Raw genomic sequence first — 12,035 nt, 5'->3', positions numbered from 1 at the left:
CAAATGACCTTTTTCTTTACGCCCTTTGCGAGCAGCTAAATCAAGATGGCTTTAGCTTTTTAAGCGTTGCCATAAAGGAGCAAAAAAACGCTCTTTCAAGGCTTGCTTTGCTTGAAAACAGCGCGCTTTTAAGCCCATTTTTTTATACAAAAGATGAGGAATTTGAGCTTAGCTATTTTGGCGAAGTGGCTTTGGGGCTAAAATTTAGCAAATTTAGCGATGATGAAATTTGCCTGCTTTCAAAATCAAGCAAAACACAGCTTCTATTTTTACCAAAATTTAGTAGCTTTGAAGAAATTTATGAGCTCATAAGAGCCGAGGAGGGTGGCGAAAGGCTACTTGAAAACTTCAGCAAAGAGCGCGCCTTGCCAAGTGGCAAATTTAGCTCAAACGCTAGCTTTTTCTCACTATTTTGTATAGCTGGACGCTTGCTTGGCACAAGTAGTGACTTTAAAAAAGCAGGGGAGAATTTGCTTCTTATGGCAAGCGATTTTAGCGGTCAAAAGGGCGTTAGGATAGATTATAAAATGAAAGATGACTTTGGTTTAGACGGGGTTAAGTTTGTAAAAAGTATTATTTCATTTATCCTTGCTGGCGCTGGAGAGAAGAATATCAGCTTTGGTTGCACCGAGTCTTTGGCGCATTTTTTGAGCGATTTTAGCTATGAAAAACGAGATAAATTTAAGATCAAAAATGTTACTTTAAGCGGGGATTTATTTTACAATAAGGCAGTTAGCAACTTGATAAAAAAACACCTAAACCCAAATATAAAAACAAATTTTGACCCCGGATTTGGCATTGAGATCAAGCTTTAGATATGAGATCAAAGGCTTAGTTCAAGGCGTTGGTTTTAGACCTTTTGTCTATACTTTGGCGCATAGATTTGCCCTAGTTGGCGAAATTTACAATGATGATGAGGGCGTGAAGCTAAATTTTAGCGGCGAAGAGGCTAGCTTTTTGGCTTTTGAAAAAGAGCTTTATGAGAAGCTACCAGCCCTTGCTAGGATCGATGAGCTAAAGAAATTTAAGATAGATAAAATTTACGAAAAGCTTGAGATCGTAGCCTCAAAATCAGCTACCAAACAAGCGCCTATCTTGCCTGATTACGCACTTTGTGATGACTGCTTGCGTGAGTTTTATGACCCTACAAACCCACGCTACAAATACCCATTTATAAACTGCACCAACTGCGGACCGAGATTTTCCATCATCAAAACATTGCCTTATGATAGGATAAATACGACGATGAACGAGTCTAAGATGTGCGAGTTTTGTGAGAGCGAATACAAAGACCCGCTTAATCGCCGCTACCACGCAGAGCCGATCTCTTGCCCAAACTGCGGACCAAAACTATATCTAAAAGATAAATTTGGCAAAGTCCTAGCTAGCGAGAATGAAGCAGCCAAAGAGGCGGCTAGGCTCATAAACGAGGGTAAAATTTTAGCCATTAAAGGCCTTGGTGGCTTTCATCTAGTTTGCGACGCGACAAATGAAGCAGCAGTTTGCGAGCTAAGAGCTAGAAAACACCGCCCAAGTAAGCCATTTGCTCTGATGAGTAAAAATTTACAAAACGCTAGAGAGATAGCGCAAATTTCAGAGGCTGAGGCGAAGCTTCTTACTTCAAATTTAAAGCCAATCGTCTTGCTCGAGGCAAAAAACGGCTCAAATATCGCAAAAAGCGTAGCTCCAAATTTAAACAAGCTTGGTGTCATGCTCGCATTTAGTGGCATACACCTTTTGCTATTTGACCACCTCAAGCACGACATCATCGCAACTAGCGCAAACATCTCAGGCGAGGTCGTCATAAAGGACGAAAATGAACTTAGAGAAAAACTAGGCGACGTCATAGACTTTTACCTTGATCACGACCGAGAAATTTACTCGCCAAGTGACGATAGTATCGCATTTTGCGTTGGTGATGAGATAATTTTTACAAGAACAAGTCGCGGGCTAAATCCAAATTTCATCCATACAAATTTTAAGCAAAAAGGGACATTTTTAGCCCTTGGAGCGGAGCTAAAAAGCTCATTTTGTATCTACAAAGACGGCCTTTTGATGGTTAGCCCATATATCGGCGACCTAAAAAATGTGGCGACTTTTGATAGATTTAAGGACATTTTCACCCTTTTTGAAACGACTTATGATCTAAAAATAGACAAGGTCATAGCCGACCTGCATCCAAATTTTTTAAATACAAAATGGGCAAAAGAGCGGGGCTTTGAGCTAGTTCATCTGCAGCACCACTACGCACATCTGCTAAGCGTGATCTTTGAAAATGATTTGCCAGACAAAGATTATCTTGGCTTTTGTTTTGACGGCACTGGATACGGAGAGGACGGCAAAATTTGGGGTGGCGAGGTCTTTAGGCTGGATAGCAAGAGCTATGAGCGAATTTATCACTTTGATGAATTTAGCTTATTTGGCGGCGAAAATAGCATAAAAAATATCTATCTCATCGCTTATTCTATTATTTTGAAGTACGAGCTTGAGGACGAGGGGCATAAATTTTTAGTAAATTTTGATGAAAAGGTGCTTAGAAATTTCAAGATGATGGAGCAAAAGGGGCTAAATTTAGTAAAAACTAGCTCTGTTGGTAGGATATTTGACGCATTTGGTGCGATAATATGTGGCATTTTTCACTCGAGTTTTGAGGGCGAGAGTGGCATGAGGCTTGAGGCGCTTTATGATAAAAATTTAGATGCGTGTTATAAATTTAGCCTAAATGACGGAGTTATCGGCTTTAAATATGCCTTTAAAAGTGCTTTAAAAGATGAGCCAAGAGTCGCGGCAACGGCATTTATAAATGGCATGGCTGATATTATTTTTAAAATTTCTAAAAGTGAGAAAAAAGAGGTTTTGCTAAGTGGTGGAGTTTTTCAAAATAAGACTTTGCTTGAGCTTATTTACAAAAAATTTACTAAAGTAAATTTGAAATTTTATATCAATAAGAAATTTTGCAGTAACGATTCTAACGTAAATTTAGGGCAAATTTATTATTATTTATCCACATTTTCTAATAAGTGATGTATAATTATTTTAAACGGTAATCAAACGAGGAAGGAGCAGAAAATGGATAGTGTTATACGTTTTAGTGTCTCTTTGCCTAGTCAATTACTAGACGAACTAGACAGAAAGGTTAGCGAACAAGGCTACGCTTCTAGGAGCGAATTTACGAGGGATCTGATCCGCGAAAAGATCGTAAGTGACAGCTGGAAAGACGCTAAAGAAGAGTTGATCGGAGTTTTGACGCTCATTTATGTGCACCATCACAACGATCTGGTTAATAAAAAAATGGATATCGAGCATGATTCTGATGTGACGATAATCTGCACAAATCACGTTCATATCGATCATTACAACTGTTTAGAAACGATCTCTTTAAGGGGCGAAGCGGAAAAGATAGAGCGCTTTGCAGATAGGATCGCTGGTTTAAAGGGTGTTAAATTTGCTAAACTCACAAAGGCTGCTGTGCCTAAATTTTAGGGCTTAGAGCTTTTTGGGTAGTAGGAATTTTGGGATTTTTTCAACAAAGCGAGCAGCATATTTCTTGGCTGTGGCGCTTATCGCATTTTGTCTTTCAAGTAGTTTTTAAACAGTTTTCGTAGTCCACTTTTGTAAATTTATATGGGGCTTTGCCTGCTATTTGCTAGTGCAGAGCCCCATATCCTTTAGTAAATGATAGTTTGATGGACGTTTCTCTACTTGGGCTTTGGCTTAAAGCTAAATTTGCAAAAGCTCGCCCAAGTAACTCCTCTTAGCATTTGCGTAATATTTTTATATAATAACGATAAATTTTACCACTGCCTTTAAATTTAACGCTGGCAAGCGGGAATTTTACATTTAGTGAGCTTACAAAAAGGAGTCTTATTGAACTTTTTAAATAGAAATTTTCTAGCCAAAGAGCTGGATCGGTGGCAAAGTGAGGGCATAGTCGATAAAGATACGGCTTTTAAGATAGCAAATTTATATGGTATCGACCCAGACGCGCATAGCGAAAAGATGAGCTTTGTGCTAAAACTTGTCGCTTATCTCTTTTTTGCGCTCGCGTTTTTTACACTTGTTGGCGCAAACTGGGAGGAGATACCAAGGCTTGCGCGCTTGGTGCTTGTGCTATTTACACTTGGGCTTGTAAATTTTGGCGGAATTTACTACCTCGCAAAGGACAAAGAAAACCTCTCAACGGCGATGTTTTTCCTTGGAAATTTCTGCTTTGGCGCAGCGATCGCTCTTGTGGCGCAAATTTATCACATTAGCGACGAGCCAAGCGGAGGAATTTTGCTTTGGAGTATCGGTGCGATGGCGGTATCTTTTGCTAGCAAAAAGGGTGTGCTAGTAGCTCAAAGCTTAGTTATCGCAACACTTTGGTTCTTGATGAAAGGCTACGGACAGGACTTTGGCTTTGGCTTTATCATCTTTATAGCGCTTGGCGCCTATACGCTTTACAAAGAGGACTCAAAGTGGCTTTCCTCGGTGCTTTTCCTTGATATTTATCTATATATCATCTCATTTTGCGGCTACATCAGCGGCTTTAAAGAGATATTTAACTACGGCTTTTTGTTTGGACTTCCGATGGTTGCGATCGTTTCGCTATCTTACGCGCTTTTACTTGTTAGTATTTCGCCGCTGTTTGATCGCTTTAGAGACGGCTTTGGCTCATTTTCAAGAGAATTTGGCAAAAATTTTGGCGTTTTTGTTTTGCTTGTTTGCCTATTTTTGTTTGAAAGCAGGGATATCTTTGAGGTTGGCGAGGAAAAGCTTTGGTTTGTGAAGTCATTTTTCAAAAGCAATTTTGGCTTTGTTTTTATACTATTTAGTATTGCTTATTTTGCGCTATTTCTCAAAGAGAAAAACAAGAGTGGCTTGGTACTTGGCACGCTGCTTGTGGCGTTGCCGTTTTTCTTTAGCTACGGCCCAGGCTATGCAAATATCTTTTTCTCACTCGCAAACATCATAACAGCTGCCGTTCTTATCAAAAAAGGCGAGCTAAAGCTTGGCCTAAGCGTGATATTTTTAGTGGCTGCGGTGAGATACTTCCAGCTTATAGGCGACTACATCGGTGCTACGGCACTCTTTATGATATTTGCTTTCATCGTGCTAGTGGTGGCTAGAAAAGGAGGCAAAAAATGAAGATAAAAACATTAATAATAGCTGTGATATTTCAAATTTCACTTATAGGCGTCATGCTTGGCTATGCGCTCATGCCACTTTACTTTGGGCAGGAGATAAAAGTAAGGGTCAATCTTTATGACCCAAGAGATCTTTTCCGTGGAAACTACGTCGATCTAAGTTATGATTTTTCAAATTTTTACTCACGAAATTTTGACGAAGAGAAAAAAGATGATCGATATATCGATAGGAACGACATGAGAGTGATAGAAGGAGCTAGGGTTTATGCTGCCTTAAAGCCAGATGTTAATGGCACCTATGAATTTGCTAAATTTAGCATGAGCGAGCCTGAAAATGGGGTATTTTTAGCTGGTAGATATGATGGCTACTCGCTTGTAAAATACGGCATCGAGCACTACTATATGCCGCCAAAAAAGGCGCTTGAGACTGAGCGCGAGATGATGGACGCGGATATTGACGCGTTTGCTGTTTTGATGGTGATGAAAAATGGCAAAGCTAGGCTAAAAGAGATCGTCGTGCAAAAAAGCGATAGGCCAAGGCGCGACTTTGATAGGTTGGAGGATATGGACGCGCAGGAGCACTATCCTGATATGATAAAGACGAACAATGAAGAGCCTGCGTCGCTAAGGCTAGAAAACCAAGAGCCTGCAACGATAGAGATGCAAGATGAAAATTCTAGCCAAGAGATACAGAGAAAATAAATGTTTGGCGACTTAAATTTTAATTTTATTTTTAAATTTAAGCGTTAAAATCTCTGAAAATTAATAAAAAAGGATAAGAAAATGTGTAAAGATTGCGGTTGTTCAATGGGAAATCACGCCCATACTCACACTCACGCTGATGGCACCACTCACTCACACCCACACACTCATGATGGGCATACAGACCACGCTCATGACGCACACGAGCATAGCCACGAGGCTCACGCACACCCTGTGCTAAACGAGAGCAAAACCATAGACGTGATAGAGAAAATTCTATCTGAAAACGACAAAGAGGCCGCTCACAACAGAGCGCATCTTGATGAGAAAAAGATACTTTGTGTAAATTTGATGAGTAGTCCAGGTGCTGGCAAGACCACGCTTTTAGAGGCTACGATAAAGGCTGGCAAATTTAAAATAGGCGTTGTCGAGGGTGATTTAGAGACAAATCAAGACGCCGACCGCATAGTAAAAGCTGGTGCAAAAGCTCATCAGATAAGCACAGGTCAGACCTGCCATTTAGACGCATTTATGGTGCATGAGGGGCTTCATCACCTGCCACTAAATGAGCTTGATCTAGTCTTTATAGAAAATGTTGGAAATTTAGTCTGCCCTGCTAGCTACGACGTTGGCTCGCACTTTAACGCTGTGCTTATTTCAGTGCCAGAGGGCGATGATAAGGTGAGTAAATATCCAGTGATGTTTAGAGCTGCTGACGCGCTTTTGATCACAAAAGCTTCGCTTGCGCCGCACTTTGACTTTGATATCGAGCGAGTAAAAAACGACGCTAGAAAGCTAAATCCAAAGGTTGATATCTTTGTAGTAGATAGCAAAACAGGCGAGGGCATAGACAAATGGATAAGTTATTTGGAATTTAAAAAAGAGCTAAGATAATGTGTCTTTCGATCCCTTCAAAAGTAATAGAAATAGATGAAAATAACGTCGCCACAGTTGAGACTCTGGGCGTTACTAGAAAGGTAAGCCTAGATCTCATCTCTGAAGAGGTGAAAGTTGGCGAATACGTGCTAATCCACGTTGGATACGCTATGCAAAAGATCGATACGCAGTTTGCGCTTGAGAGCTTGGAGGTCTATCAAAAGATCGCTGAGGATATGGACGCGGGGAAAATTTGATGGATCTTATCAATGACTTTCGTGATAAAAATTTAATCCTAGCCCTTTCAAAACTCATACAAAAAGAGAGCGTAAAACCGCTAAATATCATGGAAATTTGCGGTGGTCACACGCATAGCATTATGAAATTTGCACTGCCAAGTTTGGTTGGAGAGCATATAAATTTCGTCCACGGCCCAGGCTGTCCGGTCTGCGTGATGCCAAAGAGCCGCATAGACGAGGCCTGTAAGCTTGCTAGCATGGATAATGTGATCTTTTGCACGCTAGCTGATATGCTAAGAGTGCCTGGCTCAAAGACAAGCTTGCAAAAGCTTCGCGGCGAGGGTCACGATATAAGGGCACTTTACACGCCACTTGATGCGCTAAATTTAGCCCAGCAAAACCCAGACAAAAAGGTCATATTTTTTGCCATTGGCTTTGAGACGACAACGCCGATGAGCGCAAATTTGGTTGAAAAAGTGGTGCAAGAGGGCATTAAAAATTTATACTTTCATATAAATCACGTAACCGTTCCAGCTCCAGTTAGAGCTATAATGAGCGATCAAAACGTAAGAATAGACGCATTCTTGGGGCCAAGCCACGTGAGTGTCATCACTGGAAGCAAAATTTACAAAGAGTTAGCAGATGAGTTTAAAAGACCGATCGCCATTAGCGGTTTTGAGCCGCTTGACATCATGGCGAGTGTGCTAAATTTAGTCCGTCAGCAAAACGCAGGCACTTATGAAGTCTATAACGAGTATGCAAGGGCGGTCAAAGAAGAGGGCAACTTAAGAGCAAAAGAGCTCATAGCTAAGTACTTTGAGCCGTGCGACTTTGTCTGGAGAGGCCTTGGCGAGATAGCACAAAGTGGCATGAAACTAAAAGATGAGTTTGCTTACCTTGACGCCAGAGTGCAGTTTGACTGCAGTGTAGAGAGCGCTGGCGAGAGCAAGGCTTGCATTTGCGGGCAAATTTTAAGAGGGCTAGCAAAGCCGACTGATTGCAAGGTCTTTGGCAAGGTTTGCAACCCGCAAAATCCGATAGGATCGTGCATGGTCTCAGGCGAGGGCGCTTGTGCGGCATATTTTAAATACGCAAGAGTTGGTTAAGGAATTTAATGAAAAAGATAATGCTAAGCCACGGCGGCGGCGGCGAGGAGATGAACTCGCTTATAAATGAGACGATATTTAAAATTTTTGATAATGAAATTTTAAGGCAGAGCAACGACTCGGCGATATTAAATTTAGGCGGCAAGATCGCATTTAGCTCCGATAGCTTTGTGGTAACTCCCATTTTTTTTAATGGCGGCGACATCGGCAAGATCGCAGCTTGTGGCACTATAAACGACCTAGCGATGGTTGGAGCAAGCGCAAAATACCTAAGCTGCTCGCTCATCATCGAAGAGGGGCTTAGCATAGAGGAGCTTGAAAAGGTGCTTGGCTCACTTGCAAAAACTTGCAAAGAGAGCGGTGTGAGCGTAGTTTGTGGCGATACAAAGGTCGTGCCAAAGGGCAAATGCGATAAGATTTTTATAAACACAGCAGGCATCGGCGAGATAGTTTGCGAGGGCGTGGAGCTTAAAAATTTAAAAGCAGGGGCAAAAATTTTAATCTCTGGAGATGTTGGCAGACACGGCGGCGTGGTGCTAGCAGCAAGAGAAGAATTTGAGCTTGGGCTTGATCTAAAAAGTGACTGCAAGAGCCTAAAAGAGGTTATCTTAAAACTACTTAGCGCTGGTATAAAGCCACAAACCATGCGTGATGCAACTAGGGGCGGACTAAGTGCGGTGCTAAATGAGTGGGCTAAATTTAGCAAATTTGACATCTTGGTTTTTGAAGAAAATATCAAGGTGGCAGACGAAGTGATGGGCGTTTGTGAGCTCTTTGGTTTTGAGCCTTATGAGCTTGCAAATGAGGGCACTTTTGTGATGGCTGTTGATGAGAGCCAGGCTGAGGACGCGCTTAAAATTTTAAGAGAATTTGATAAAAACGCGATGATAATAGGCGAGGTTTTGCAGGCAAAAAACGAGCGTGTCATCATCGAAAACGCCTATAAATCAAGAAGATTTCTCGAGCCGCCAAAGGGCGAGCTACTACCAAGGATCTGCTAATGCACGAGCTTAGTATCGTTCAAAATTTAGTCAGCCTTTGCGAGAAAAATGCCGCCAAAGAAAACGCCAAAGAGATAAGCAAGATCGAGATAAAGGTTGGTCGCTTAAGCGGAGTGGAGCCACACTATCTAGAGAGTGCCTTTGATGTTTATAAGGCTGGTACGATCTGCGAAAACGCCGAGCTTGTCATAAATTTACAAGGCATTGTGGTCGAGTGCTTGGATTGTGGATTTGGCGGGGAGCTTAGCGAAAATGACTTCACCTGCCCAAAGTGCAAAAGCCAAAATTTAAAGGTAACTGACGGCGAAGATATGTATCTTATGCGCCTTGAGATGAAGTAAATTTTGCGTATTATAATACGTAAAATTTTATGAATTTATTGATTTTTTATGGATAGCGTTAAATTTTTCTCAATCAAACGCCTAAAGAGCTATAAAAACGAGCAAGAGCATAAAAAGAACTTTTTGCTAGTACAGGCTAGCTTAAAAACTTGGTATTTTGGAAATAACTACGAGAAATTTAGCTTTTAAGGCTTTAGTGGATAATAACAAGGTAGATATTTTAAGCTCTTTTGGCGGCTACTTTAAGCTAGATGATCTCTTTGTCTCAAAGCAAACTTTTGGATTTTGGGCAAAAATCATCGATAAAGCCAAAATCCACAATGATATCGTCAATCTTGATAAGCTTGATTTTAAAAAGTATTCTAAATTTAACCGCAAAAATAAACTTTTAAACTATCAAAAAGTAAAGATTTTATATGACCTTGCTGTTAAAATTCGAAACCGAACATTTCATTTTGAAAATCTTTATAAGCTAAATGATGATCAAACGCCGAGAATTTCAACTCGTGTTGGTAAAACTTTAGTAGGTATTGATCCGCAAATGTTAGAAGATTTTATTAATGATGCGTTGTTCTGTTTTGATGAGGATCTGGCAAGATACTTAGAATGAGTGGCGGATAATAAGCTCCGCCGTGAACTTCGTCGAAATTATACTAAACAATAATTATTTTTTGCTTAACACTTTACTCAAATATCAAAAACGGAGCTTGCAGGACGTTTCTTATTATCTTTAGTGGCGAGAGCAGGGCGTCTTGCAGGATCTGCGTCGAGTACTCGGGCTTTTCAGTCGTGCCGCGTATGGCGATGACGGTTGAGAGCGAGCGGTCTTTTCCGAGGATGATTTGGTTGATAAGTGGGATCTTGTCGATGATACCGCTTGCGTCTTTTAGTATCTTTAGCTCAAGGTCGATGTTTATCTTTTTGCTCTTTAGATCGATTGTGCCGCGTCCGCCGATATCTGCGCTCGTGCCTATCATCTCAATCGCTAAAAACTCGATCAAGTCGCCCTTTCTAGTTAGTAAAATTTTGCCGTTTTTGACGGTAAAGCCCTTGTCGTTAAAGTCAGGCGTTTTAAAGCTAAGAAGCGACGGCACCGAGTTTAGAAAGCTTAGCAGTTTTTGATAAAAGATGTAGTCTTTTAGATAGGTGCCAAAAAATCTCACCTCAGCCTTGAAATTTTTTGAGCTCTCTCCAAGCATTTTTAGGCGAAATTTACCGCCTTCAAAGCTCTTGATACTAAAAAGATCGTTGATAAATTCGCCACTTATATCAGTTGCGTCTAAATTTATGCTTTTCTCATCGCTAAAATATCCAACTCTGCCTTGCTTTGCCAGTCCATTTAGCGAGGTGCTTTTGCTCTTTTTTTCGGCGCTAAAGCTGGTAAATGGCAAGGTTTTGTTAAGGTCTTGCAAAATGATGTCGCCATTTTTTGCAAATAGCTCAAGTGGTGTGCTTTGCTCTTTTGTGTTGTTGTCATCAAGGACAAGCAAATTTAGGTCGTTACTCTTAGCCTCTATGCCCTTTTCAGCGATGTTTAAAGAGAGTTTTTTGCTTGCACTTTGCACTTTTACGCCAGCCTTTGAGACTGCGATCAAAAAGTCATCGTTTTCGTATTTTGAGCCATTTTTATCCAAAAACGGCATGTCAAATTTAAGTCCTTTTGCCAAAATTTCAAGATTAGTAAAGTCCTTGCTCTTTATGCTCACATCTTCAAAGCTAAGCACGCCATTTTGCTTTAAAAGTGGGGAGTTTTGCATGATAAATTCACTATTTTTCGTAGCTATCACGCTCTCATCGCCAAAGCTTAAATTTAGTCCAAAAGGCTCAATGCTAAGCGTTGTCTCATTTGGCTTGCTAAAGTCAAGAAGTGCGCTAAAAGGCTCATTTTTAAAGGCTAAAATTTCATCATTTTTCTCTTTTAGATCAAAGCTCTCTATGACGCCCTTTATCTCGCCGCTACTCTTTTGCAGGTTGATATTTGCCACGGCGTTTGCTCTAAAGAAGTCAAGCCCAAAACCAGTCGCATCAACGCTTAAATTTGCCGTGTTTATGAGCTTTACAAGGGCGCTTTTAGCGTTAAATTTACTCCCAGCGATATCCAAAACTGCGTCGCTTATCTTAAACTCACCATTTGCGATGACGCTCTTCTCGTCAAAATTTTCTAAGCTTTTTTCGTCAAGTTTTATTAAAATTTTAAGTCCAGCGTCCATTTTACCGCTTAGTTGTTTGACTGGCACGATGATCTTATAGGCTCTTAATATATCATTTATCGCCTCATCGTAAATAGAATTTGTCTTTATAAATAGCTCTAAATTTGCACTTTTTTCATCAAAGATGTTGTTTATCGCGACATTTGAGCCATCAAGCTTTTTGCCTTTATAAACAGGCGCTATGAGGTCAAATTTAAGCTTTGAGTTTTTAAGCGTGATATTTGCCTCAGCGACATTTACAGCGGGCAGGTCTTTTTCAAATTTAACTAGCAGATTTTTCGCATAGGCGGTCGCATTTAGGTCGTTTAGATAAAAGTCGTTTTTGGCTAGATCGACCTTGCCGTTTATCTCGTTTAGGTGGTAGTCGTTTGCCACGACATAGCCATATATCCAGCTTTTTACCTCGCTGTTTAGCTCTATGCGCCTATCAAGCT

12 protein-coding genes and 1 pseudogene are annotated in these 12,035 nt (G+C 40.7%); 12 read left to right on the top strand and 1 reads right to left on the bottom strand.

What is annotated here, in order from left to right:
• From Q0296_RS08485 to Q0296_RS08430, 12 genes and pseudogenes are all read left to right on the top strand, one after another.
• Positions 1–815 (top strand): annotated as a pseudogene (locus Q0296_RS08485) (hypothetical protein); the annotation flags it as partial.
• Positions 799–3,024 (top strand): carbamoyltransferase HypF, encoded by a 2,226-nt coding sequence (hypF, locus tag Q0296_RS08480; RefSeq protein WP_298039317.1) that lies wholly within the window; start codon positions 799–801, stop codon positions 3,022–3,024. The pseudogene Q0296_RS08485 and the gene hypF, both read left to right, overlap by 17 nt.
• 45 nt (positions 3,025–3,069) lie before the next feature.
• Positions 3,070–3,483 carry a nickel-responsive transcriptional regulator NikR gene (gene nikR, locus Q0296_RS08475; RefSeq protein WP_298039312.1) on the top strand — a complete coding sequence of 138 codons (414 nt, stop codon included), beginning with the start codon at positions 3,070–3,072 and terminating at the stop codon, positions 3,481–3,483.
• Between the two features lie 384 nt (positions 3,484–3,867).
• Positions 3,868–5,127 carry a DUF2157 domain-containing protein gene (locus tag Q0296_RS08470; RefSeq protein ID WP_298039310.1) on the top strand — a complete coding sequence of 420 codons (1,260 nt, stop codon included), beginning with the start codon at positions 3,868–3,870 and terminating at the stop codon, positions 5,125–5,127.
• Complete coding sequence (locus tag Q0296_RS08465) at positions 5,124–5,828, top strand: GDYXXLXY domain-containing protein (RefSeq protein ID WP_298039307.1); 705 nt, start codon at positions 5,124–5,126, stop codon at positions 5,826–5,828. The genes Q0296_RS08470 and Q0296_RS08465 overlap by 4 nt, the downstream gene beginning before the upstream one ends.
• 81 nt (positions 5,829–5,909) lie before the next feature.
• Complete coding sequence (gene hypB / locus Q0296_RS08460; protein ID WP_298039304.1) at positions 5,910–6,722, top strand: hydrogenase nickel incorporation protein HypB; 813 nt, start codon at positions 5,910–5,912, stop codon at positions 6,720–6,722.
• Positions 6,722–6,961, top strand: a complete 240-nt coding sequence (locus tag Q0296_RS08455) for a HypC/HybG/HupF family hydrogenase formation chaperone (RefSeq protein ID WP_009293878.1) — start codon at positions 6,722–6,724, stop codon at positions 6,959–6,961. Before hypB ends, Q0296_RS08455 begins: the two co-directional genes overlap by 1 nt.
• The gene (gene hypD, locus Q0296_RS08450) at positions 6,961–8,049 is read left to right on the top strand and encodes a hydrogenase formation protein HypD (RefSeq protein WP_298039301.1); all 1,089 of its coding nucleotides are present in this window, start codon (positions 6,961–6,963) and stop codon (positions 8,047–8,049) included. Before Q0296_RS08455 ends, hypD begins: the two co-directional genes overlap by 1 nt.
• Positions 8,050–8,057: 8 nt before the next feature.
• Positions 8,058–9,050 carry a hydrogenase expression/formation protein HypE gene (gene hypE / locus Q0296_RS08445; RefSeq protein WP_298039297.1) on the top strand — a complete coding sequence of 331 codons (993 nt, stop codon included), beginning with the start codon at positions 8,058–8,060 and terminating at the stop codon, positions 9,048–9,050.
• Positions 9,050–9,391 carry a hydrogenase maturation nickel metallochaperone HypA gene (hypA, locus tag Q0296_RS08440; protein ID WP_021085088.1) on the top strand — a complete coding sequence of 114 codons (342 nt, stop codon included), beginning with the start codon at positions 9,050–9,052 and terminating at the stop codon, positions 9,389–9,391. The genes hypE and hypA overlap by 1 nt, the downstream gene beginning before the upstream one ends.
• Positions 9,392–9,439: 48 nt before the next feature.
• The gene (locus Q0296_RS08435) at positions 9,440–9,580 is read left to right on the top strand and encodes a hypothetical protein (RefSeq protein ID WP_298039293.1); all 141 of its coding nucleotides are present in this window, start codon (positions 9,440–9,442) and stop codon (positions 9,578–9,580) included.
• 7 nt (positions 9,581–9,587) lie between these two features.
• Complete coding sequence (locus Q0296_RS08430; protein ID WP_298039290.1) at positions 9,588–10,001, top strand: hypothetical protein; 414 nt, start codon at positions 9,588–9,590, stop codon at positions 9,999–10,001.
• Between the two features lie 73 nt (positions 10,002–10,074).
• Here Q0296_RS08430 and Q0296_RS08425 read toward each other — a convergent pair.
• A partial coding sequence (locus Q0296_RS08425; protein ID WP_298039288.1) for an AsmA-like C-terminal domain-containing protein occupies positions 10,075–12,035 on the bottom strand: 1,961 nt, incomplete at its 5' end.

The organism is uncultured Campylobacter sp. (assembly GCF_937890585.1).
Lineage (GTDB): Bacteria > Campylobacterota > Campylobacteria > Campylobacterales > Campylobacteraceae > Campylobacter_A.
This window is presented reverse-complemented; position numbering and strand designations above follow the sequence as displayed.

Bases quoted from the DNA above. Each gene is read 5' to 3' on its own strand.
- Q0296_RS08465 (WP_298039307.1), top strand. From the start codon at position 5,124: ATGAAGATAAAAACATTAATAATAGCTGTGATATTTCAAATTTCACTT.
- hypE (WP_298039297.1), top strand. From the start codon at position 8,058: ATGAAAAAGATAATGCTAAGCCACGGCGGCGGCGGCGAGGAGATGAAC.
- Q0296_RS08455 (WP_009293878.1), top strand. From the start codon at position 6,722: ATGTGTCTTTCGATCCCTTCAAAAGTAATAGAAATAGATGAAAATAAC.
- hypD (WP_298039301.1), top strand. From the start codon at position 6,961: ATGGATCTTATCAATGACTTTCGTGATAAAAATTTAATCCTAGCCCTT.
- hypA (WP_021085088.1), top strand. From the start codon at position 9,050: ATGCACGAGCTTAGTATCGTTCAAAATTTAGTCAGCCTTTGCGAGAAA.
- Q0296_RS08435 (WP_298039293.1), top strand. From the start codon at position 9,440: ATGGATAGCGTTAAATTTTTCTCAATCAAACGCCTAAAGAGCTATAAA.
- nikR (WP_298039312.1), top strand. From the start codon at position 3,070: ATGGATAGTGTTATACGTTTTAGTGTCTCTTTGCCTAGTCAATTACTA.
- hypB (WP_298039304.1), top strand. From the start codon at position 5,910: ATGTGTAAAGATTGCGGTTGTTCAATGGGAAATCACGCCCATACTCAC.